Annotated in this window: 17 protein-coding genes and 1 riboswitch; of the genes, 6 read left to right on the top strand and 11 right to left on the bottom strand. The window is 60.1% G+C overall.

Translation table 11 applies throughout. The annotated features are described in order from the left end of the window. The first annotated feature begins 110 nt into the window (after window positions 1-110). Window positions 111-1214 (top strand): NDP-sugar synthase, encoded by a 1104-nt coding sequence (locus PHQ58_RS03495; protein WP_300106964.1) that lies wholly within the window; start codon window positions 111-113, stop codon window positions 1212-1214. 83 nt (window positions 1215-1297) lie between these two features. Further along, window positions 1298-2767, top strand: a complete 1470-nt coding sequence (locus PHQ58_RS03490; protein ID WP_300106962.1) for a mannose-1-phosphate guanylyltransferase/mannose-6-phosphate isomerase — start codon at window positions 1298-1300, stop codon at window positions 2765-2767. A gap of 48 nt (window positions 2768-2815) precedes the next feature. On the opposite strand, the gene metF is transcribed toward PHQ58_RS03490, so the two are convergent. From metF to ahcY, 3 genes are all read right to left on the bottom strand, one after another. Further along, window positions 2816-3655, bottom strand: a complete 840-nt coding sequence (gene metF / locus PHQ58_RS03485; protein ID WP_300106960.1) for a methylenetetrahydrofolate reductase [NAD(P)H] — start codon at window positions 3653-3655, stop codon at window positions 2816-2818. Between the two features lie 20 nt (window positions 3656-3675). Continuing rightward, window positions 3676-4599, bottom strand: coding sequence for a TlyA family RNA methyltransferase (locus tag PHQ58_RS03480; protein WP_300106958.1), 924 nt, complete (start codon window positions 4597-4599; stop codon window positions 3676-3678). 82 nt (window positions 4600-4681) lie between these two features. Next, window positions 4682-6160: an adenosylhomocysteinase gene (ahcY, locus tag PHQ58_RS03475; RefSeq protein WP_300106955.1), complete on the bottom strand. Its 1479-nt coding sequence runs from the start codon at window positions 6158-6160 to the stop codon at window positions 4682-4684. A 66-nt stretch (window positions 6161-6226) separates the two neighbouring features. Next, a riboswitch (S-adenosyl-L-homocysteine riboswitch) is annotated at window positions 6227-6337 on the bottom strand. Window positions 6338-6461: 124 nt separating this feature from the next. Here ahcY and PHQ58_RS03470 point away from each other — a divergent pair. The 4 genes from PHQ58_RS03470 to PHQ58_RS03455 all read left to right on the top strand — a co-directional run bounded on the left by PHQ58_RS03470 (window position 6462) and on the right by PHQ58_RS03455 (window position 15148). Further along, the gene (locus PHQ58_RS03470) at window positions 6462-8894 is read left to right on the top strand and encodes a glycogen/starch/alpha-glucan phosphorylase (protein ID WP_300106951.1); all 2433 of its coding nucleotides are present in this window, start codon (window positions 6462-6464) and stop codon (window positions 8892-8894) included. Window positions 8895-8931: 37 nt separating this feature from the next. Continuing rightward, window positions 8932-11112, top strand: coding sequence for a 1,4-alpha-glucan branching protein GlgB (gene glgB, locus PHQ58_RS03465; RefSeq protein ID WP_300106948.1), 2181 nt, complete (start codon window positions 8932-8934; stop codon window positions 11110-11112). Beyond that, window positions 11100-13241, top strand: coding sequence for a glycogen debranching protein GlgX (glgX, locus tag PHQ58_RS03460; RefSeq protein ID WP_300106945.1), 2142 nt, complete (start codon window positions 11100-11102; stop codon window positions 13239-13241). The genes glgB and glgX overlap by 13 nt, the downstream gene beginning before the upstream one ends. Before the next feature lie 104 nt (window positions 13242-13345). Further along, the gene (locus PHQ58_RS03455) at window positions 13346-15148 is read left to right on the top strand and encodes an NAD(P)/FAD-dependent oxidoreductase (RefSeq protein ID WP_300106942.1); all 1803 of its coding nucleotides are present in this window, start codon (window positions 13346-13348) and stop codon (window positions 15146-15148) included. A gap of 79 nt (window positions 15149-15227) precedes the next feature. On the opposite strand, the gene PHQ58_RS03450 is transcribed toward PHQ58_RS03455, so the two are convergent. The 8 genes from PHQ58_RS03450 to glgC form a co-directional block, all read right to left on the bottom strand. Further along, window positions 15228-15857 (bottom strand): LysE family transporter, encoded by a 630-nt coding sequence (locus PHQ58_RS03450; RefSeq protein WP_300106939.1) that lies wholly within the window; start codon window positions 15855-15857, stop codon window positions 15228-15230. 77 nt (window positions 15858-15934) lie between these two features. Next, complete coding sequence (gene htpX, locus PHQ58_RS03445; protein WP_300106936.1) at window positions 15935-16810, bottom strand: protease HtpX; 876 nt, start codon at window positions 16808-16810, stop codon at window positions 15935-15937. A gap of 161 nt (window positions 16811-16971) precedes the next feature. Next, window positions 16972-17799, bottom strand: a complete 828-nt coding sequence (locus tag PHQ58_RS03440) for a DUF3025 domain-containing protein (RefSeq protein ID WP_300106933.1) — start codon at window positions 17797-17799, stop codon at window positions 16972-16974. Then, window positions 17789-18826 (bottom strand): dihydroorotase, encoded by a 1038-nt coding sequence (pyrC, locus tag PHQ58_RS03435; RefSeq protein ID WP_300106930.1) that lies wholly within the window; start codon window positions 18824-18826, stop codon window positions 17789-17791. Before pyrC ends, PHQ58_RS03440 begins: the two co-directional genes overlap by 11 nt. Window positions 18827-18842: 16 nt before the next feature. After that, the gene (locus PHQ58_RS03430; protein ID WP_300106928.1) at window positions 18843-19817 is read right to left on the bottom strand and encodes a LysR substrate-binding domain-containing protein; all 975 of its coding nucleotides are present in this window, start codon (window positions 19815-19817) and stop codon (window positions 18843-18845) included. A gap of 22 nt (window positions 19818-19839) precedes the next feature. Further along, on the bottom strand, window positions 19840-21354 hold the full coding sequence (gene malQ, locus PHQ58_RS03425; RefSeq protein WP_300106925.1) for a 4-alpha-glucanotransferase: 1515 nt from the start codon (window positions 21352-21354) through the stop codon (window positions 19840-19842). Window positions 21355-21414: 60 nt separating this feature from the next. Continuing rightward, a complete protein-coding gene (gene glgA, locus PHQ58_RS03420) occupies window positions 21415-22863 on the bottom strand; it encodes a glycogen synthase GlgA (protein WP_300106923.1) in 1449 nt (482 codons plus the stop codon). 13 nt (window positions 22864-22876) lie between these two features. Then, window positions 22877-24151 (bottom strand): glucose-1-phosphate adenylyltransferase, encoded by a 1275-nt coding sequence (gene glgC, locus PHQ58_RS03415; RefSeq protein ID WP_300106920.1) that lies wholly within the window; start codon window positions 24149-24151, stop codon window positions 22877-22879. Window positions 24152-24178: the final 27 nt, after the last annotated feature.

The following is a 24178-nucleotide window of genomic DNA, read 5'->3' as shown; positions in this document are numbered from 1 at the left end:
CTGACTCAGCCATTGCCTGGCAGCAGCCCAGCGTGATGAGCATGGCAAAATGCCGGTTTCTGACAGGTATTGCGCGGGAGCTGAACCAATGACAACGAGTAAACATCACCATGGCTAAAGGCATGATTCTGGCCGCCGGCCAAGGCACACGGGTTCGCCCACTGACCAAAGATTTGCCCAAGCCGATGGTGCCCATTCTGGGCAAGCCGGTGATGGAATACCTGATTGAGCACTTGGCGCGCCATGGCATCACCGAAATCATGGTCAACGTGGCGTTTCTGCACCACAAGATCGAGCAGTATTTTGGCGACGGCAGCCGCTGGGGCGTGCAACTGGGCTACTCCTACGAAGGGGTGCGTGACCATGGCGACATCTTGCCGCGCCCCATGGGATCCGCCGGTGGCATGCGCCGCATCCAGGACTTTGGCGGTTTTTTTGATGAAACCACGCTGGTGCTGTGTGCCGATGCGCTGATTGACCTGGACATCACAGCGGCCCTGCAGGAGCATAAAAACAAGGGTGCGCTGGCCAGCGTGATCGCACTCAATGTGCCGCCCGAAGACGTGCAAGCCTACGGCATTGTGGTGGCGGATGAAGACAAGCACATTGAGTCGTTCCAGGAAAAGCCAAAACCTGCCGAGGCCAAATCCACCCTGGCCAGCACCGGCATTTACATCTTTGAGCCGGAAGTGCTTGACCTGGTGCCCTCACGTCAGGTCTATGACATTGGCTCGCAGTTGTTCCCGCAACTTGTCGAGCAAAAGCTGCCGTTTTATGTGCAAGACCGCTTTTTCAACTGGATCGACATTGGCCGCGTCAGCGACTACTGGACGGTACTGCAGCGTGTGCTGCGTGGCGAAGTGCCGCAGATGCTCATGCCTGGCAAACAGATCAAACCCGGCGTCTGGGTTGGCCTGAACACCTCGGTGGCGTGGGACCAGGTGAAGATTGAAGGGCCGGTGTACATCGGCTCTAACGTGCGCATTGAGCCCGGCGTGACCATCACCGGACCGGCCTGGATTGGCCACGGCAGCCACTTGCGCACCGGGGCCAAAGTGGTGCGCAGCATCTTGTTTGAGTACACGCGCATCCCGGCCGACATGAGTTTCTTCGAGATGATCGTGTCGCCCAACTACTGTGTCGACCGCCGCGGCGAAACCCTGTACCGGGGTGACGATACCGCCCAACTGCGCTGGGGCGATGCCCGCGCCTGAGCCGAGTCAAACCATCACTTGATCGATCTGACTGCCAGCGCCCGCCCCTTGCGCCCTTCCTTCTACCCCAACCGATCTTCACCATGACTTCTACCGTTTTGATCCAGCCCGTGGTTTTATCCGGCGGCTCCGGCACACGCTTGTGGCCGCTCTCGCGTGAAAAATACCCCAAACAATTGCTCAGTCTGATCGGCGACGATTCGCTGTTACAAGCCACGGTGCGTCGCGTGCAGGGCATCCCGGACGCGGATCTGGCGCCACCCATGGTGGTGTGCAACGAGGAATACCGCTTTGTGATTGCCGAGCAACTGCGCCTGCTCGGTCAAAGCGGTACCGTGGTGCTTGAACCTTGCGGAAGAAATACCGCGCCAGCCCTTACCATTGCTGCGCTAGCAGCTATTAAAAATGCTGCAGATCCGGTATTGCTGGTGATGCCGGCCGACCATGTGATCACCGATGTGACCGCGTTTCAAAAGGTGGTGAGCGCGGGTGCGGCGCTGGCAGCCAACGGCGCCGTTGTGACCTTTGGCATCACGCCGGATGCCCCTGAAACCGGCTACGGCTACATCCAAGCCGGTGAAACATATGGTGCCGCAGACGACGCTGATGCACGCATGATTGCCCGCTTTGTGGAAAAACCCGACCTGGCCACAGCCCAGTCGTACCTGAGTGAGGGCAGCTACTCCTGGAACAGCGGCTTGTTCATGATGCGCGCCAGCGTATGGCTGAGCGCCATGGGCGTGTGCCGGCCAGATATTCTGGCAGCCTGCCAAACCGCTTGGGAACAGGGCCAGACCGACGGCGAATTCGTGCGCGTGGGCAAAGAGGCCTTTGCCCAATGCCCAAGCGACTCAATTGACTACGCCGTGATGGAGCGCATTGCCAGCGGTGCCAACCCAAGCAGCGCCACGCTGCCTGCGGGTGTGGTGCTGCCCCTGAGCGCTGGCTGGTCTGATGTGGGCGCCTGGGATGCCTTGTGGCAAGTGCTGCCCAAAGACGCCCGCGGCAACGTGACCCAGGGCGACGTGCTGCTGCATGATTGCGAGAACACCCTGGCACTGTCCGAAGGCCGCCTGATTGCCTGCGTGGGCGTGAGTGATCTGGTGGTGGTGGAAACCGCGGACGCCATTCTGGTGTCGCACAAAGACAAAACCCAGGACGTCAAAAAAATCGTCGACGCGCTCAAGGCCAAAGGCCGCCCTGAGGGCAGCATCCACCGCAAAGTGTTTCGCCCCTGGGGCTGGTACGACGGCGTGGATGCGGGTGAACGCTTTCAGGTTAAGCGGATTGTGGTCAAACCGGGCGGCACACTCAGCCTGCAAATGCACCACCACCGCGCCGAGCACTGGATTGTGGTGAGCGGCACAGCCCGCGTGACCTGTGGCGAGAAAGCCTTTTTGTTGTCAGAAAACCAGTCCACCTTCATCCCCCTGGGCACCACCCACCGGCTGGAAAACCCGGGCTGTGTGGCGCTGGAGATGATTGAGGTGCAGTCGGGCTCTTACTTGGGTGAGGACGACATTGTGCGGTTTGAGGATGTTTACGGGCGCTAGCAGGCTGTAGCCCTTATGCAGAAAGCGTTAACTGCTATCGAATTGATATCAAAGGGCTAGCCGCTGGCAAATCTCCAGGGTCGCCGCACTCTGGTTCATGCTGTAAAAATGCAGGCCAGGCGCTCCCCCAGCGCGCAGCTGCTCACAAAGGTCAGTCACCACATCCAGCCCAAACGCCTTGATGGATGCGGTATCGTCACCAAAGCCCTGCAGGCGTAGGCGAATCCAGCGCGGAATCTCGGCACCACAGGCATCGCTGAAACGCATCAGCTGCGACGAGCTGGCAATCGGCATGATCCCCGGCACCACCGGAATCTGCACGCCCAGCGCATCGGCATCTTCGACAAAACGAAAGTAAGCGTCCGAGTTGTAAAAGTACTGAGTGATGGCCGAATTGGCCCCGGCCTGCACCTTGGCAGCAAAAGCCTTCAAGTCCGATTCAGGTGACTTGGCTTGCGGGTGAATTTCGGGGTAAGCCGCCACCTCAATGTGAAAGTCGTCAGGCATTTCAGCGCGAATGAAGGCCACCAGGTCGCTGGCGTAATGAAACTCGCCACCGGTGCCATACCCGCTGGGCAGGTCACCGCGCAGCGCCACCAGACGTTTCACGCCCATGGCTTTGAGCGTGGCCAATTGCTCGCGCACGCCGGCTCGCGTGGCACCAATGCACGAGAAATGTGAGGCCGCACTGACGCCCTCTGCCAGGATGTCGCGCACCGTGTTGAACGTGCCTTCTTGCGTCGAGCCGCCCGCGCCAAAAGTCACCGAGCAAAACTCGGGCTGAAGCGCATACAACTGCTGGCGCACGGTGCGCAATTTTTCGACGCCTTCAGGTGTTTTAGGCGGAAAAAATTCGATGCTGACAGGAAAACGTGCGTTGGAAGTCATGGCTTGCTTCTTCAGTAGGTTCAGGCTTTGGTGGCGCAGATGAAAAACTCACGGTTGCCGTCGCCACCGGTGATGGGCGAGTCAAACCAGTGGGTCACTTTCAACCCCAGGTCTTCACAGGCTTCGCGCAGGCGTTGTTCAACAATGGGGTACATGGCTGGGTCTTTCACGATTCCGCCCTTGGCCACCTGGCCCGGCTGCAGTTCAAACTGCGGCTTGACCAAAGTCAGCAACGTACCGCCGGCCTTGAGCAGCGGCACCACGGCGGGCAACACCAGCGTTTGCGAAATGAACGACAGATCCGCCACGATCACGTCAAATTCAGGGACAAACGCGGCCTCAAAACTGGCCTGGGCGTCTTGCTCTGCATCAGCGCGCCTTGTTGCGTCTGCGTCGTCTGAATCCGTGTCCGTCTCTGCTGAATCCGCTGCGTCATCAAGCCGGTCATCTTCGTCGTCTTCATCTTCTGCATCAAACTGACCGCCATCGCCTATGCTGTCTGCGTAAGCAGCTACCAAATCTGAAGCATCCAGCGAGCGAGCGTTCAAGCTTTCCACACACAGCACCCGTGGGTCGGCATGCAGCTTGGGGTGCAACTGGGCACTGCCCACGTCCACACCCACGACAAATTTGGCACCTTGTTGCAACAGGCAGTCGGTGAAACCACCGGTGCTTTGCCCCACATCCAGGCACTGCAAGCCGTCCACAGACAAGCCGACCTGCTTCAGGGCTGCCTCAAGCTTGAGGCCACCGCGCGACACATAACGCGCCTCAGAGTCGTCAAGCAACTGCAACTCGGCATCTTCGGGCACGTTGTCGCCATTTTTGGTGACACGACTCCAGATGCCCGCCTGTTGCCATTGCACGCCCCCGGTGATCAGGCGCTGAGCCTGGGAGCGGGTGCTGGCAAGGCCGCGCTGCACCAACAATTGGTCAATGCGCATGATTCAAGTTCGTCATTTTTAGTTACTTTAGAAATTCATGGATTGCGGGCCAGGCCCGCAATGACAAATCAGCTGGCGCGTCTCAATAGCGGTAAGAGTCAGCCTTATACGGGCCGTTCTTGCTCACACCAATGTAGGCGGCTTGCTCATCGGTCAGTTCGGACAATTGCGCACCAACTTTTTTCAGGTGCAGACGCGCCACTTTTTCGTCCAGGTGTTTGGGCAACACGTAGACCTGGCCAACTTTGTACTCCTTGGGCTTGGTGAACAGCTCAATCTGCGCAATGGTCTGGTTGGCAAAGCTGGCGCTCATGACAAAGCTGGGGTGGCCGGTGCCACAACCCAGATTCACCAGGCGACCCTTGGCCAACAAAATGATGCGTTTGGCTGGCGTTTTGCCCTTGGCCGGGAAGATCACGTGGTCCACTTGCGGCTTGATCTCTTCCCACTTGCACTTGGACAGCGACGCCACGTCGATTTCATTGTCAAAGTGCCCAATGTTGCAAACAATGGCCTGGTCTTTCATGGCCGCCATGTGTTTGTAGGTGATCACATTGAGGTTGCCCGTGGCAGAGACAAAAATGTCACACTTGTCGGCCGCGTATTCCATGGTGACCACTTTGAAGCCTTCCATGGCCGCTTGCAGTGCGTTGATCGGGTCAACCTCGGTCACCCAGACCTGGGCGGAAAGCGCCCGCAAGGCTTGGGCGCAGCCCTTGCCCACGTCGCCGTAGCCCGCCACCACGGCCACCTTGCCGGCGATCATCACGTCGGTGGCGCGCTTGATGCCATCCACCAAAGATTCACGGCAGCCGTACAGGTTGTCAAACTTGCTCTTGGTGACGGAGTCGTTGACATTGATGGCGCGCAACAGCAGCTCGCCCTTGGCCGACATTTCGTTCAGACGCAGCACGCCCGTGGTGGTTTCTTCGGTGACACCAATGATGTGCTTGATGCGGCGGCTGTACCAGGTGGGGTCAAGGGCCAGCTTGGCCTTGATGGCGGCAAACAAACAGGTTTCTTCTTCGCTGCCGGGGTTGTCGAGCAGCTTGGCATTTTTCTCGGCCTTGGTGCCCAGGTGCATCAACAACGTGGCGTCACCGCCATCGTCCAAAATCATGTTGGGGCCCTCAAGAGCCGTGCCTTTTTTGCCACCAAATTCAAAAATGCGGTGGGTGTAGTCCCAGTAATCGGTCAGGGTTTCGCCTTTGTAGGCAAACACCGGCGTGCCTGTGGCCGCCAGTGCAGCGGCCGCGTGGTCTTGCGTCGAGTAGATATTGCACGACGCCCACCGCACTTGCGCGCCCAGGGCTTGCAGGGTTTCCACCAGCACAGCCGTTTGAATGGTCATGTGTAGGCTACCAGTGATGCGCGCGCCTTTGAGTGGCTGGTCGCTGGCAAATTCTTCGCGGATGGCCATCAGGCCGGGCATTTCGGTCTCGGCAATGTTAAGTTCTTTGCGGCCCCAGGCGGCCAGGGCGATGTCGGCAATCAAGAAATCAGTGGTTTGATCGATTTTTGCCGTTTTGACAGTTTTTGCGGTTTTGGATGCAGCGCTCATGGTTCACTCCAGAAGGTTAAGGTGACAACCACGGCACGCAAGGCGGAAAAATCTCACCTCACCTGCTGTGGGTGAGCGCCGTTGTGAAACGCTGGACAAGGTGTCGCAGCGGGTTCCGAGCCTCACTCAGCGCCTGGTTTTTAAACCCTGGCGTGAGCTGCAACGCTCCTCGGAATGGCCGCGATTATAGGGACGCGCAAAAAACCGGCAACCCATCGCGGTAACCGCGCAGTAAAGTAGGCTTACATTGACGTGCAAAATAGGGGTTAACTCCCATTTGCCTCCGACCGAAGGAACCCAATTGAACGTTTCCGCCACCCCCATTGCCTTCCCGCTTCCTGAACAAATCAACGCCCACCTACTTCACACCGTTGGCGTGGCGCCAGAGCGCGCCACACCCTGCGACCTGATGCAGGCCACCGCGCAGGTAGCCCGCGCCCAGCTGTCCAAGCGCTGGGTGGACACGCAGGCGCAGGAGCGCCAGCAAAAGGCCCGCCGGGTGGTGTATTTGTCGATGGAATTCTTGATGGGCCGCAGCCTGTCCAACGCGCTGGCGGCCTTGAACCTGACCGACGGCGCTGCCACAGGTTTGGCACAACACGCCCAAGCCCTTGAAGACATTGCCAGCCTGGAGCGTGATGCTGCGTTGGGCAACGGCGGCTTGGGTCGGCTGGCGGCGTGTTTTCTGGACTCCATGGCCACGCTGGGTTTGCCTTCGTTTGGTTACGGCATCCGTTACGAATACGGCATGTTTGCCCAGGAAATTCAAAGCGGTAGCCAGGTGGAATACCCCGATTCATGGCTGCAAGACGGCACACCCTGGGAGTTTCCACGCGCTGACATCACCTACCCGGTGCGTTTTGGCGGCTGGGTGACGCACAAAAATGACGTGGCAGTCTGGCAGCACTGCGCTGAAGTGGCCGCCAAAGCCTATGACATGGTGGTGCCCGGCCACGGCACCGACAAAGTGAGCACCCTGCGCCTGTGGAAGGCAGTGGCGCCCGAGCACTTTGACCTGGGTGCATTCAACACCGGCGACTACGCACGGGCGGCCAGCACCAAAAACGAGTTTGAGAACATCTCCTGGGTCCTGTACCCCAACGACAGCACGCCCGCGGGCCGTGAGCTGCGCCTCAAGCAAGAGTATTTCTTTGTGGCAGCCTCCATGCAGGATTTGATCAAGCGCCACCTCGACGAACACCCCTCGCTGGACAACCTGGCTGAGCACGTGGCGATTCACCTCAACGACACGCACCCGGCCATTGGCGTGGCCGAGTTGATGCGTATTTTGTGTGACGAGCACGGTTTCAATTGGGATCATGCCTGGGTGCTGTGCGGCAAAACCTTCTCGTACACCAACCACACCCTGATGCCCGAAGCGCTGGAAACGTGGCCGGTGTCGCTGATGCAGCAGGTGTTGCCGCGCCACATGGAAATCATTTTTCGCATCAACAAAGAGTTTCTGGACCTGGCCGCGCGCTTTCGCCCCGCAGACCATGAGTTTTTGAAACGCCTGTCCTTGATTGACGAAAACGGCGAGCGTCGCGTGCGCATGGCTCACCTCTCGGTGGTGGGTAGCCACCAGGTCAACGGTGTGTCAGCCTTGCACTCCGAGCTGTTGGTGCACACCATCTTTGCCGACTTTGCATCACTCTGGCCCAAGCGCTTCACCAACATGACCAACGGCGTGACGCCACGGCGCTGGCTGGCACAGGCCAATCCAGGGCTGTCCAAGCTGCTTGATGACACCTTGGGAACCATGTGGCGAACTGACCTGGACCAATTAAAACGGCTGGAAGCTCAGCTGGAGAACCATGAGTTTGCAAACAAATTCATGGCGATCAAGCGCGCCAACAAAGTGCGCCTGGCCCACTTGATTGAAAAAACCACTGGCATCACCGTCAGCCCCGACAGCCTGTTTGACGTTCAGGTCAAACGCATTCATGAGTACAAGCGCCAACTGCTCAATGTGCTGCATGTGGTGGGCCGCTACCAGGCCATTCTGGCCAACCCCGATGCGCCCTGGGTGCCACGTACGGTGATTTTTGCGGGCAAGGCTGCTTCCAGCTACCAGTCGGCCAAATCAATCATTCGCCTGATTCACGATGTTGGACTGACCATCAACAACGACCCCCGTGTCGGTGACAAACTCAAGCTGGTGTTCATCCCCAACTACGGCGTCTCGGTGGCTGAAATCATCATGCCCGGGGCAGACTTGTCAGAGCAAATCTCCACCGCGGGCACCGAAGCCTCCGGCACCGGCAACATGAAGCTGGCGCTCAACGGCGCGCTCACCATCGGCACCGACGACGGGGCCAACATCGAGATTCGGCAAAACGTGGGTGACGAAAACATCTTCATCTTTGGCCTAAAAACCCCTGAGGTGCGTGACCTCAGGGTGGCGGGCTACCACCCCTTGAACTACTACGACAGCAACCCAGCCCTCAAAGCAGTGCTCGATGCCATTGCTGGCGGTCAGTTTTCACCGGATGAACCCAGCCGCTACAGCGCCTTGATCAATTCTCTGGTGTGGGGCGGCGACCACTACATGCTGCTGGCCGACTACGCCTCTTACGTCGACACCCAGACGCAGGTGGACGCGCTTTACCGCCAGCCCGAGCAATGGTGCCAGCGCGCCATTCGCAATGTGGCGGGCATGGGGGTGTTTTCATCAGACCGCACCATTGCCCAATACGCCAGCGACATCTGGCATGTCGCCAAGTTAAGCGACTGACCACTTGCACACACCGTCCTCAACTTAAAAGGTCGCCATGCTGAACCCGAATGACATCGAACTGATCTGCAACGCCCGCCACGGCGACCCGTTTGCGGTGCTGGGGCCGCACCAGCAAGGGTCCAAGCCTTGCAGCGTGCGGTGCTTTTTGCCGACTGCCGTTCGGGTTGACGTGATCTCGGCGCAAGGCACCGTGCTTGCCAGCTTGGCGCAGCAGCCAGGCACGGACTTCTTTGAAGGCGCCGTGCCAATGGCGGTCGGTGATGCCTACCGCCTGCAGGTGCAGTGGGCCAGCGGCCTTGGCAGCGTCATTGAAGACCCCTACCGATTCCCGACGGTACTGGGTGAAATCGATGTCTGGTTGCTGGGCGAAGGCACACATTTGCGACCCTTTGAAGTGCTGGGCGCACACCCCAGCACCATGCAAGGCGTCACCGGCACGCGCTTTGCCGTGTGGGCGCCGAACGCCAGCCGGGTCAGTGTGGTGGGCGACTTTAACCATTGGGACGGTCGCTGCCACCCGATGCGACTGCGCCGCGAATGTGGTGTGTGGGAGCTGTTTTTACCTGGCGTGCAACAGGGTGCGCTCTACAAATATGAGATTCGCACACAAAGCGGCGAGGTGCTACCCGCCCGTGCCGACCCCTACGCGTTGCAGGCCGAGCTGCGCCCGGCCACTGCCAGCCAAGTCGGCCAATTGCCTGAAAAATTAGCCCCTTCAAACCAGCGCCAAGCTGCCAACGCGCTGGACGCACCGGTGAGCATCTACGAGGTGCATCTGGGCTCGTGGCGGCGCATGAACGAGGACGGCAACCGCTGGCTCTCCTGGGACGAGCTGGCAGACACGCTCATTCCCTACGCGCAAGACATGGGCTTCACCCACCTGGAGCTCATGCCGATCAGCGAACACCCGTTTGACGGCTCCTGGGGCTACCAGCCGATTGGCATGTACGCACCCACCTCCCGCTTTGGCGAAGCAGCCGGTTTTGGCCGCTTGGTGCAACGCTGCCACGCGGCGGGCCTTGGCCTGATTCTGGATTGGGTGCCCGCGCATTTTCCAAGTGATGCCCACGGGCTGGCCAATTTTGATGGCACCCATCTGTACGAATACGCCGACCCCCGTGAAGGCTTCCACAACGACTGGAACACCCTGATCTACAACTTGGGCCGCACAGAAGTCAGCAACTTTCTGGTGGGCAACGCGCTGTATTGGCTGGAGCGTTTCGGCGTCGATGGCCTGCGTGTGGATGCGGTCGCATCCATGCTGTACCGCGACTACAGCCGCAAAGCTGGCGAGTGGATTCCCAATGTGTTTGGCGGGCGCGAAAACCTGGAGGCCATCGCCTTTTTGAAACGCGTCAACGAGGTGGTCGGTGTGGAGTGCCCGCAAGCCATCACACTGGCTGAAGAGTCCACCGCCTACCCGGCAGTGTCGCGCCCCACCTATGCCGGCGGCCTGGGTTTTCATTACAAGTGGAACATGGGCTGGATGCACGACACCCTGAGCTACATGGCGCGTGACCCGCTTTACCGCAAGTACCACCAGGGCGAGATGACCTTCGGCTTGGTGTATGCCTTCAATGAAAATTTTGTACTGCCCATTTCACATGACGAGGTGGTGCACGGCAAAGGCTCGCTGCTGACCAAAATGCCGGGCGACCGCTGGCAACAACTGGCCAATGTCCGCGCTTATTTGGGCTACATGTTCGGCCATCCGGGCAAAAAGCTGCTGTTCATGGGTTGTGAATTTGCCCAGGAGCGCGAGTGGGACCACGACCGAAGCCTGGATTGGTATCTGCTGGACAACCCTGCCCACGCGGGCGTGCAGCGCCTGGTGCGCGACCTCAATGCGCTGTACCGCGCCACCCCGGCCCTGTATGCCCAAGACTTTGTGCCTGAGGGTTTTGAGTGGATTGAGCATGACGACGCCACCCGTTCCGTGCTGGCCTTTGCGCGCCACGGCCTGGATGCCAACAGCTTCACGGTGGTGGTGTGCAACTTCACGCCGCAAGTGCAACAAGGTTATCGCCTGGGGGTGCCCAAGGCAGGCCGCTACCAAGAGGTGCTCAACACCGACTCAAGCCATTACGGCGGCAGCAACGTCGGCACACCCTTTGGGACAGCCCTCACCGAAGACACCCCCTGGCATGGCAAGCCCTGCTCGGTAGTGCTGACACTCCCTCCCCTGGCCACGGTGTTTTTCACATGGAACGCCTGATTGCCACCAGCCTGCAAGCGGGCCACCCCTGGCCTATGGGCGCCCATTTTGATGGGCACGGGGTGAACTTTGCCGTGTTTTCGGCCAACGCCCAAGACGTGGAGCTGTGCCTGTTCGATGCCGAAGGCACCCAGGAATTGATCCGCATGAAGCTCCCGTGCCACACCGTTGATGTCTGGCACGGTTACCTGCCGGGTGCCCAACCGGGTCTGGTCTATGGCCTGCGCGCGCATGGTCCCTGGCGACCCGACCGGGGTCACCGCTTTGATGCCAGCAAGCTGCTGCTTGACCCCTATGCCCGTGAAATCGTGGGCAACTTCACCTGGAGCGATGTGCACTTCACGCCCAGCCGTCGTTACCCCTTGCACATGGACACCCATGACAACGCCCGGCTGGCACTCAAGGCGCGCGTCACAAACGACCACTTCAATTGGCATGATGACGCCCCGCCAGACATCACCCTGACCGACACCGTGCTGTATGAATGCCATGTCAAAGGCTTCTCGAAACTCAACCTGCAACTGCCGCCCAAGTTGCGCGGTAGCTACGCGGGTCTGGCGCATCCGGCGTCCATCGCGTATTTAAAGCAATTGGGCGTCACGGCGGTCAGCCTGCTGCCGGTGCATTACGCCATCAGCGAAGAGCGCCTTGTCAGCCTTGGGCTCTCCAACTACTGGGGCTACAACACCATTGGCTTCTTTTGTGTCAACCCAAACCTTGCCAGCAACGCAGACAGTCGCTCGGTGCGAGACGAATTCCGTGACATGGTGCGCGCCCTGCACGCTGCCAAGCTTGAGGTAATTCTGGATGTGGTCTACAACCACACCGCAGAGGCCGATGAGACCGGCCCCACCATCAGCTTTCGCGGACTCGACAACGCCAGCTACTACCGTTTGCCCCCAGACAACCTCAGCCACTATGAAAACTACAGCGGCTGTGGCAACACCCTGAACCTGCGCCAGCCCAAGGTGCTGCAAATGGTGATGGACAGCTTGCGATATTGGGTCGAGGACATGCATGTCGATGGTTTCCGCTTCGATTTGGCGCCGGTGCTGGGCCGCACCGACTCGGGCTTTAGCGCCCAGGCCGCTTTTTTTGCTGCCATGGCGCAAGACCCGGTGTTGTCGCGCGTGAAGATGATTGCCGAACCTTGGGACACCGGGCCGGGGGGCTACCAGGTAGGTGGCTTCCCGCGCGGCTGGCTGGAATGGAACGACAAGTTCAGGGATTGCACCCGACGCTTCTGGGTGCAGAGCGCCGCCGCCGGTGATGGCATGCCCTTGGGCTGCACACGCGGCGACTTTGCCATGCGCCTGTGCGGCTCGTCCGACCTTTACCAGGAGCGCCGGCGGGCACCAGCCAAATCGGTGAACTATGTGGTGTCGCATGACGGCTTCACCCTGGCAGACCTGGTCAGCTACAACCGGCGTCACAACGAAGCCAACCTTGAGGACAACCGCGACGGCCACAACGACAACCTGAGCTTCAATTGCGGCGAAGAAGGCCCCAGCCATGACCCCATGGTGCTGGAATTTCGTGCCAGATTGCAACGTGTGCTGCTGGCCAACACCCTGCTGGCCCAAGGCACGCCCATGCTGTGCGCGGGCGACGAAGTAGGCCACACGCAAAGCGGCAACAACAACCCATATTGCCAGGATAACGCCTCCACCTGGATTAACTGGGCAGCAGCAGACACTGACCTGCTGGCCTTTACCCAGCATGTCATTGCGCTCAGGCACCAACTGCAACCCTTTGCCAACCGGTGGTACCACGGCATTGCAGATGCCAGCGGGCTGCACGACGTGTCCTGGGGAAATTTTGACGGCAGCATGTTGCAAGGCGATGCCTGGCACCAGCCCCACGTGCACACACTGGCTTGCTTCATTGGCAAACCCGGGCGGGTGAAAACCCCCTTGCTGCTGCTGTTCAATGCTAGCGCCAGGTCAGATACTTTTGTGCTGCCGCATGGCCAATGGCATGCCTTGTTAGACACCAGCCAGGCACGTGGCCAAAGTGCGCAACATGGCACAGGCGGCATGGGCATTCAGGTAGCGGCGCATAGCCTGATGCTGCTTCAGCACAGCGCCACCAAGTCAGCAGCAGCGACCTCCCCGGTACCGGTTGCCTAGCCACGGCGCTCACTGGGGCCCGGGCTATTGGCAGCGGGCAAGCCGGCTGTTCAGTGAGCCCGTGCGATTACCATCGGTGCCTGCTTGATCACTACGAGCCTGCCATGATCCGACTCTCCGAACTCAAAATCCCCTTGTCCGCGCTGCCTGTGGTGGCGCCCCGCGCCGCCGATGCACCGGCTGAAAACGACCACGACCGCGCCCCCTTGGCACACCCCATGGTGGCCTTGCGCCAACTCGCCGCCCAGACGCTGGGCCTGCCCGAATCCAGCCTGGGCGATTTGCAGGTTTTCAAACGCAGCTTTGATGCGCGTCAGGCAGAAATACGGGCGGTCTACATCGTTGACCTCACGCTCAGTGACCCCGCACTTGAGCAGCACCTGCTGCAACAGCACGCAGCCAACCCGCACATCCAGCCCACGCCCGACATGGCCTACCGGCCCGTGGCCCAGGCCCCAGCCAACCTGCCACGGCGCCCGGTGGTGGTCGGCTTTGGCCCCTGCGGCATCTTCGCGGCGCTGGTATTGGCACAAATGGGGTTCAAACCGATCGTGCTGGAGCGCGGCCGCCCGGTGCGCGAACGCACCAAAGACACTTGGGGCCTGTGGCGCAAGCACGTTCTTAAGCCCGAATCCAACGTGCAGTATGGCGAAGGCGGTGCCGGCACGTTTTCGGACGGCAAACTCTGGAGCCAGATCAAGGACCCGCGCCACCTGGGGCGCAAAGTGATGGCTGAATTTGTCAAGGCCGGCGCACCCCCCGAGATTCTGGTGGAGGCGCACCCGCACATTGGCACCTTCAAGCTGGTCAAGGTGGTGGAAGCCTTGCGCGCGCAGATCATTGCGCTGGGCGGCGAAGTACGTTTTGAACAGCGCGTGATTGACGTCGATGTGGAAACAGTCAACGGCCAGCGGCAGGTGCGCGGCCTGACCGTGCTGAACCAGGCCACGGGCCAAACCGAAGCGCTGCGCGCCGACCACGTCGTCCTGGCGCTGGGCCACAGCGCGCGCGACACCTTTGCCATGCTGCACCAGCGCGGCGTGGCCATGGAGGCCAAACCGTTCTCGGTGGGGTTTCGCATCGAGCACCCGCAAAGCGTGATTGACCGCGCCCTGTGGGGGCGCCACGCGGGTAGCCCGGTGCTCGGTGCGGCGGCCTACAAACTGGTGCACCATGCCCGAAACGGGCGCACGGTGTACAGCTTTTGCATGTGCCCGGGCGGCACCGTGGTGGCGGCCACCAGTGAACCCGGGCGCGTGGTAACCAACGGCATGAGCCAGTATTCGCGCAACGAACGCAATGCCAATGCGGGCGTGGTGGTCGGCATCGAGCCCAGTGATTTCCCTCAGGAAGCCGCTGATTTTCATCAGGCTTTTGACCCGCTAGACGCTGATCTGTATACGCAAGAAGCTATTAACTTAAGAGCAAAAAATGCACAAGCAGTGCATCCCTTGGCGGGCATCAACCTGCAGCGCCGACTCGAATCCAACGCCTACCTGCTGGGCGGCAGCAGCTATGACGCGCCCGGACAACTGGTGGGCGATTTTTTGGCTGACCAGCCCTCAAGCAGCTTGGGCAGTGTGCTGCCGTCTTACCGTCCCGGGGTTAAATTGGGCAGCTTGCACACCGCCCTGCCCCACTACGCCATTGCGGCCCTGCGGGAAGCACTGCCGGTGTTTGGTAAAAAAATCAAGGGCTTTGACATGCCCGATGCCGTGCTGACCGGAGTCGAAACCCGCACCTCCAGCCCCTTGCGCATGCCGCGCGGCGACAATTTTCAAAGCACCAACACCGCGGGCTTGTACCCGGGTGGCGAAGGCGCTGGCTACGCCGGTGGCATTCTCTCAGCTGGCGTAGACGGCATCAAGTTGGCCGAAGCGCTGGCCCGCGCGATGGTCACTCCCTAGTATATTTTTGATAGCTGCTTGCACTTATTAAATAAGGGCTAGAGGCCTAAAATACATAAATTTTTGCTGTCTTTTAAGTTTAAGCAGAGCGTTTAAAAAAGGCCAGTAACGAGCCGGCAACCACAAACAGGCTGCCAAAGGTGCGGTTCATGGCGCAGATGTGCGATGGCTCTTTCAAAGCCCCCAGCACACGTGAGGCCAGCGCGGTGTAGCCCGCCATCACCACCATGTCGGTGAACGCCAGCGTGGCCCCGATGATCAGGTACTGGGGCAGCAGCGGCTGGTTCAAGTTCATGAACTGCGGCACCACCGCCAGCAAAAATACCGTGCCCTTGGGGTTGACCACGTTGATCATCCAGGCCTTCAAAATCAGTGCCCGTTGCGACACCACCTCGCCCGAGTCCTGAACGGCTACCATGGGCCGGGCCGGTGCCCGCCACTGCGCAATGCCCAACCACACCAGATAAGCCACACCGAACCACTTGACCACGGTGAACGCCGTGTTGGATGCGGCGATCAGCGCGCCCAGGCCCGCGCCAACAATCAGCAGTTGCGTCCAGATGCCCAGCACCAGCCCAAAAATGGTGACATAGCCGTACTTGAAGCCATGGTTGAGCCCCGCGCTCATGGACGCAATGGCACCGGGGCCCGGCGAGATGCTGATGGCCCAGGAGGCGGCGAAAAAGGTGAGCCAGGTGGTAAGTTCCATCGCTTAAGTCTAGCCCAGACGGTCAAAAGCCCCAGCGCAGCAAAGTGCCGCAGCTGGGGCCAAGAAGTCAATGTCGTTCAGACCGGGGCGTTTTGCAGCGCCGCAATGCGGTCTTCAATCGGCGGGTGGGTCGAAAACAGGGCGCCCACACCACCGGCAATGCCAAAGGCTGCCACGCTCTTGGGCAACTCAGCCGGGTGCAAGCCGCCCAGGCGGGCCAGCGCATTGATCATGGGCTGCTTGCGACCCATCAACTGTGCGGCACCCGCGTCAGCACGGAACTCCCGGTGACGGCTGAACCACGCCACCACGATCGCGGCGGCAAAGCCCAGCACGATGTCGAGCACGATGGTGGTCACCATGTAGCCAATGCCGGGGCCGCTGGAGCGCTCATTGCCCTTGTTCAAAAAGCTGTCGATGCCATAGGCGATGACACGGCTCAAAAACACAACAAAGGTGTTCATCACGCCCTGAATCAGGGTCATGGTGACCATGTCACCATTGGCCACGTGGGCCACTTCGTGGGCAATCACGGCCTCAATTTCTTCATGCGTCATGCCGGCCAGCAGCCCGGTGCTGACAGCCACCAGCGCTGAATTCTTGAACGCACCCGTGGCAAACGCATTGGGGTCGCCCTCAAAAATACCTACCTCAGGCATGCCAATGCCGGCTTTTTCAGACAGCTTACGCACGGTTTCCACAATCCAGGCCTCATCGGCGTTGGCCGGCTGGTTGATGATGCGCACGCCCGAGGTCCATTTGGCCATGGGCTTGCTGATCAGCAACGAAATGATGGCGCCACCAAAACCAATCACCAGGGCATAACCAAGCAGCGCGCCCAGGTTCAGACCGTTGGCGGTGAGGTAACGGTTGACCCCCAGCAGGCTGGCCACGGTGCCCAGCACCGCCACCACCATCACGTTGGTCAAGACAAATAACAAGATGCGTTTCATGATTTCCTTTGAGCTGAATCAAACGGATATGCCGTTCACAGGCGCGAATGGTAGTGGCGAATCAGCCGGTTTGACGCCATATGCTGCGCAATTCCCCACATCAAGTGCCTATTTGACAACCCAACGCACACGCTCGTGAGACGGCGTGAAGCCGCAAGGTGTCAAAGACACGCCAGGCGTGCTTGGCGAAACACCGAGGCATCGTCATAAAACCCTTGGGCCTCATTACCAGCCCACCAGCCGGGCACACCAAGCACCGGCAAATGGGCAAAAGGCTTGGTGGCGAGCACCTCGTCGCTCAGGCTGGCGGCCACCCAGGCGTCCATGTCAATTATCGAATCTGTAGCTGGGTACGCACGGTAAACATGGGCTGTGATGGGTTTTCTTGGAAAAACCAGCTTTTCCAGCAAAGCGTGGCCAAACAGCACCAAACAAGACTCAGCCCACAGCCCGCGCAGATCGCCAAACACACGGCCCCATTCTTTGGCCTGCAACGCGTTCCACAGCGCATCGGGCGCGCGCAACAGGGCAGCGTTTTCGTCAAACAGCGTTAGGGCATCACGCGCCGGGCCGCGCACTGGCGCAATGCCGGTGCGTGCAATCTGCGCCACATGCAACTGGTTCAGGCGCCGCTTGGTCAGGGGAAAGTGCAGCCACACCAAGCCATTGAAAAAGTCGTGCAAGCCCTCCCGGGTGGGGCATTGCTTGGTCTCAAAAATATAAGATTCGTAGGCCATTCCCGGCGGTAATGCGTCTTGTGGCACAAATTCCACAGGGGCTTCTTGTGTAGCAGGCCAACGCGCCAGCACGGTCATATTCAGTGCGGCCGGTTGTGCCTGGCCTGCCTGCACGCGCTGCGCCACCGGTTGCCCCACCTCACGCCATGGCGACAACCAGGGCGCTGACCAATCAATGGCTGCGATTGGTGATTGAACCAGCGCCTGCGTTGGCCCGCCTGAATTGGGATCAGGCCCCAATTCAGTGACCAAGCACGCGCCAGTTCAGTGTTTCACCTGCGCACAAAGGCTTGAGTTCAGCATCGCCAAAGGCAAAGTGCTCGGGCACGGTCCAGGCTTCACGGTTCAGCGTCAGGGTACCGGTATTGCGCGGCAAACCATAGAAATCTGCCCCGTTGAAGCTGGCAAAAGCCTCCAGCTTGTCAAGCGCGCCCACCGAGTCAAAGGCTTGGGCATACAGTTCCATGGCAGAAGCTGCCGTGTAGCAACCTGCACAGCCGCTGGCGTGCTCCTTGAGGTGCACCGGGTGCGGCGCGCTGTCGGTGCCCAGAAAAAACTTGTCACTGCCACTGGTCGCGGCACCCAGCAGCGCCTGGCGATGGGTTTCGCGCTTCAAGACCGGCAAGCAGTAGTAATGCGGGCGAATGCCACCAGTGAATATGGCGTTGCGGTTAAACAGCAGGTGGTGTGCCGTCAGTGTGGCTGCGGTGAAGCGGTCGGTAGCCTGCACATACTGCACGGCTTCACAGGTGGTGATGTGCTCAAACACGATCTTGAGCTCAGGAAAATCCCGGCGCAAAGGAATCAATTGTGTGTCGATGAACACCGCTTCCCGGTCAAACAGGTCAATTTCTGGCGAGGTCACCTCACCGTGCACCAGCAGCGGCATGCCCACACGCTGCATGGCTTCGAGCACCTTGTAGGTCTTGCGCAGGTCGGTCACGCCGGCATCACTGTTGATGGTGGCACCGGCCGGGTAGAGTTTGAGCGCCTGAATGCCTGCATCTTTGGCGCGACCAATCTCATCAGCAGGCAAGTTGTCGGTGAGGTAGAGCGTCATGAGCGGCTCAAACGCCACGCCAGACGGCACGGCCGCCAATATGCGGGCTTTGTAAGCCAGCGCCTGCGCTGTCGTGGTCACTGGCGGGCGCAAATTGGGCATGATGATGGCGCGGCCAAATTGGGCGGCCGTATGCGGCACCACGGTGTTGAGCGCGTCGCCGTCACGCACATGCAGGTGCCAATCATCAGGGCGGGTAAGGGTCAGGGTGTTGATCATTCGGGCATTCTAAAAGTTAAGAGGTGCTTGCCTGGGCCGCCAGATAGTCCCACAAGGCCTGAGCGCTGCGCTTGGGTGCAGCACCAGCCACACGCCCAGCACCACTGCCGGACTTGAGGGTTTCGCGCTGGGCCGGCCGTTCACGGTACACCCGAACCTCCATGTTGATCGACATGTCCCTGAGCTCGGGGGGCGCTGCACTGACCAGTTTATGGGTGCGCAACTCGGTGCGGACAGCACTCAGAGGCAAGAAGGCCACGCCGTGCCCCTCGATGGCCATGGCTTTCAGGCCCTCGGCCATGTCGGTCTCATAGACGCGGTCGAAATGAATCGGGGCGCTGCAATGCTTCAGGATCAACGCCACCATTTGCCCCAGGTAAGCGCCTTGGGCATAACCCAAATAAGGCAGTGGTCGGTCCGCTTTTCCCGGCAGCTCAAAAAGAGGCCGTCCATGCGCATCCGGCTTGGCATAGGGCGCGACCACTTCTTCGCCCAGGCTCACCATTTCATAGCGGTCAGCGTCGAGCTGGTTGGGCTGAGAGGGGTGATGGTAGGCGATCAAGAGGTCACAACTGCCTTCTACCAGGCGCATCACCGCATCATGCACATTGAGCGCAATCAAGCGGCTTTTGATGGGCCCAAAGGTATCGCGCAAAGCCGACACCCAGGCCGGGAAAAAAGTAAAGGCCAGTGTATGCGGCACCGCAAACTCGATGACATCTTGCGCCGCGGTGGCATGGCCTCGCAGCATGGCACGGGTTGACTGCAGGGCTTGCAGCATTTCAAGTGCCTGTGCATACAAGGTTTCACCGGCCGCAGTCAGGCGTGTCGGGTAGCTGCTGCGATCCACCAGATCAGAACCGGCCCACGCCTCCAGCGACTGAATCCGGCGTGAGAACGCTGGCTGAGTCACATGCCGCAACAAGGCCGACCGGCTGAAACTGCGGGTTTCAGCCAGGCTGACAAAATCTTCAAGCCACTTGGTTTCCATAACGCGCTTTTGTCGTTCGGGCCTAAATCTTCAACCGGTCAAACCCGACCCGCCCGCTGGCCGCCGTGATGTTGGCCAGCTGCTGGGCCAGCTCCGGACCCACCCACGCCCACTTGAAGCGCCACGACCAGCAGCCCATGGTGCCGGGGGTGTTCATGCGGTGGTTGCTGCCCAGGCCCAGCACGTCCTGAAACTGGCACAAAGCCAAGCGCGCCACAGAAAAATGGGCGGCGCGCAGCATGGCCCAGTGCACATCAGAGCCATCGGTGTTCATGTACTGCATGACAAACGCACGCTCATGCGCATTAGCGCTGGCCCACCAGCCGGGCACGGTGTCGTTGTCATGTGTGCCGGTGTACACCACGGTATTGGGCTCGAAGTTATGCGGCAAAAAGGCATTGCCGGCATCGCCTGCAAAGGCAAATTGCAACACCCGCATGCCCGGAAAACCGGTGCGCTCACGCAACAGGTACACCTCATGCGTGATGATGCCAAGGTCTTCGGCAATGATGGGCAGTTCACCCAGCGCGTCGGCGAGCGCGGCAAACAATGCATCACCCGGCCCCGGCATCCAGCGGCCCTTGATGGCATTGGGCTCTTCGGCTGGAATTTCCCAGTAATCAACAAAGCCGCGAAAGTGGTCAATGCGCACCACGTCGGCCAGATGCAACTGGCGGCGTACCCGCTCGATCCACCAGCGGTAGCCGTCCCGCCCCATGGCATCCCAGTTGTAAAGGGGGTTGCCCCAGCGCTGGCCTGTGTCCGAGAAAAAATCAGGCGGCACACCGGCCACAACGCCTGGTCGGCCGCTGGCATCAAGTTCATAAAGGTCGGGCCGGGCCCAGCAGTCGGCGCTGTGGTGCGCCACAAAAATCGGCAAATCACCCACCAGACGGATGCCTTTGCTGTGCGCGTAAGCCTTGATGGCCTGCCATTGCAGCTCAAACTGCCACTGCACAAATCTCCAAAAAGCGATGTCTGGCGCATACAACTCGCGGGCCTCAGACAGTGCAGCGGCATCACGCCCCGCCAAAGCCTGGGGCCAATCAGGCCATAACGCGGGGCTGTAAGCCTGGTCAAGCGCCATGAACAGGGTGTAGTCATCCAGCCAGGCGCGTTGGGTCAGGGCCCAGGCAGCTTGGTCAGCCAACTCTTGCGCGCTGGCTTTTTGTTCAAAGCCGGCGAAGGCTTCGCGCAGTTTTTTAAGTCGCCAGACTGACAAGCTTGGGTAGTCAATGCGCTCGTCGTCCCAAACGGCCTGCAAGCTGGCAGCCGCCAGCCAACCACGCTGCACCATGGGCTCGAATGCCACCAGCAAGGGGTTGCCGGCAAAGGCAGAGCTGCCCATGTAGGGGGAATCGCCTGGCCCCACCGGCCCCAGCGGCAGGGTTTGCCAAAGCGTTTGCCCAGCGGCGTGCAACCAGTCCATGAAGTAATAGGCATTGGGACCCAAGTCGCCCGCGCCATGCGGCCCCGGCAACGATGTCGGGTGCAGCACCACGCCAGCAGCGCGCTGCGCCATCCATGAATCAGTCATGCGTCAAAAACTCCAAAAAACAAACCATCAAAACGACCCAGACAACACGAGGCAGTCAAGCTAGACGACCAAGTGGCGGTAAAGGGCCACGTACTGGGCAGCCGCCTTGTCCCAGCCCAGAGCTTGCCGCATGGCGCGCTGGCGCACACCCAGCCACTCGGTGGGGCGCGCGTACAAAGCCAGGGCCCGGTACATGGCGCGCTCCAGCGCCAGCGGGGTGAACACATTGAACACAAAACCATTGGCCGTGCCGTCGGCCAGGTGTTCCAGTGCGCAATCCACCACGGTATCAGCCAAGCCGCCCACCCGGTGCACCAGCGGCAGGCTACCGTATTTCAGTCCATACATTTGGGTCAAGCCGCAGGGTTCAAAACGCGATGGCACCAGCGTCACATCGCTGGCGGCAAAAATGCGGTGGGCATAGGCCTCGTCGTAACCAATACGCACCGACACGGCTTGCGGATTGGCCACGGCACGCGCCTTGAAGGCGGCCTCCAGCGCGGCATCACCATTACCTAGCACCACCAGTTGGCCACCGCGGGCAAGCAACTGGTCGAGCACGGCCAGCACCAGGTGCAGGCCCTTTTGCTCGGTCAGGCGACTCACCACGCCAAACAGCGGCGCATCGGCCTTGACATCCAAACCCAGTTCTTGCTGCAGCGCCGCTTTGCAACGCGCTTTGCCGGCAGGGTTTTGGGCATCAAAGGTATGGGGAATCGCTGCATCTGTGGCCGGGTTCCACACGGCTTCATCAACCGCATTCAGGATGCCAGTGAGGTCATGGCCGCGCGCGCGCAACAAGCCGTCCAGGCCACAACCTTGCTCGGGGGTCTGGATTTCATGCGCATAGGTGGGGCTCACCGTGGTGATGTGGTCGGCGTAATACAGCCCGGCCTTCATGAACGAAAACTGGCCATGAAACTCCACACCATTCACCGAGAACGCATGCGCGGGCAAGCCGAGGTCATAAAAATGGATCGGCGCAAACACGCCCTGATAGGCCAGGTTGTGCACGGTGAAAACGCTGGCCACCCGCCTGCCACGGGCGGGCCCGAATGCCAGGTAAGCCGATGTCAGGGCCGCATGCCAATCGTGGCTGTGCACCACAGCGGGCTGCCAATGGGCATCAAGCCCGCACGCCAGTTGCGCGGCCACCCAGCCCAACAGCGCAAAACGCAGGTGGTTGTCATGGTGCGGTTGGCGTTGCTCGTCTTCATAAGGTGTGCCGGGGCGCACATAAAGGTGGGGGGCATCAATCACATAGGCCTGAACGCCCAGCGTGCCCAAGGTGCCATGGCGCAATTGCACGCGCTCGCCCCACGGTGCAGTCAGCTCGGCCACCACACTGGCCGACTGCAAATCAGCCAAGATGGGCGCAAAGCCCGGCAGCAGCACCCGCACGTCGCAGCCTGCCGTATTCAATGCTGCCGGCAAGGCCCCAGCAATGTCCGCCAGCCCCCCGGTTTTGAGGAGTGGAAAAATTTCGGCACTGACTTGCAAGACTTTCATCAACCCGCTCTCTTTAATTCAATTTGGCCAACATGTCGCGCGTGATCAGCACCACACCACCTTCGCTGCGCTCAAAGCGCTGTGCATCCAGCACCGGATCGTCCCCCACCACCAAACCTTCGGGAATGTCACAACCACGGTCAATCACCACCTTGCGCAGGCGGCAATGGCGGTTGATGGTGACGTTGGGCAGCACCACGGCCTCATCAATCTGGCAATCAGAGTGCACCCGCACTTCAGAGAAAAATACCGAATGCGCCACATACGAGCCAGACACAATGCAGCCGCCCGACACCACGGTGTTGACATAGGTGCCGTTGTTGCCGTCTTTGTCCGGCACAAACTTGGCCGGTGGCAGCTGCCGCTGGTACGTCCAGATCGGCCAGTCGGTGTCATAAATGTCCAGCTCGGGCACGGTGGAGGCCAAATCAAGGTTGGCTGACCAAAAGGCGTCAATAGTGCCGACGTCACGCCAATAGGGTTCAACACCTTTCACACGCGAAATGCACGACATGCCAAACGGATGCGCCAGCGCCCGACCGTCGGCCACGGCACGCGGAATCACGTTTTTACCAAAATCGTGCTCAGACTCGGGGTTGGCCAGGTCGTCTTCGAGCAATTGGTAGAGGTAATCGGCATTGAAGATGTAAATGCCCATGCTGGCCAGCGACACCGCGTCATTGCCCGGCATCGGCGGCGGGTCAGCCGGCTTCTCGACAAAGGCGGTGATTTGCCTTGACTCGTCAATGGCCATGACACCAAAGGCGCTGGCCTCGGCACGCGGCACCTCAATGCAGCCCACCGTGCAGCCCGCGCCCATGGCGGCGTGGTCCTTGAGCATGATCGAGTAGTCCATTTTGTAGACATGGTCGCCCGCCAGAATGACGATGTGTTTGGGCCTACTGGAGCGGATGATGTCCATGTTTTGAAAAATGGCATCGGCCGTGCCACGGTACCAGTGCTCCTCACCCACACGCTGCTGGGCTGGCAGCAAATCAACCATTTCATTGAGTTCAGCGCGCAAAAAACTCCAGCCCCGCTGCATGTGGCGCATCAGCGAATGCGACTTGTATTGCGTCACCACAGCCATACGGCGAATGCCGGAGTTCAGGCAGTTGGACAAGGCAAAGTCGATGATGCGGAACTTGCCGCCAAAGTACACCGCCGGTTTGGCGCGCGTGTCGGTCAACTGTTTGAGCCGTGAGCCGCGGCCACCGGCCAGAATCAAGGCCACCGTGTGGCGAACCAGTTGGTGGGTTTCGGGGGTTCTTTTTTCAGCATGTACCATGTGTTGCTCCTCGTTTTTCAAACCTTG

Source organism: Rhodoferax sp., assembly GCF_028688795.1.
Classification (GTDB): domain Bacteria; phylum Pseudomonadota; class Gammaproteobacteria; order Burkholderiales; family Burkholderiaceae_C; genus Rhodoferax.
The sequence above is the reverse complement of the archived record's forward strand: the minus strand, read 5'-3'. Positions and strand labels throughout refer to the sequence as shown.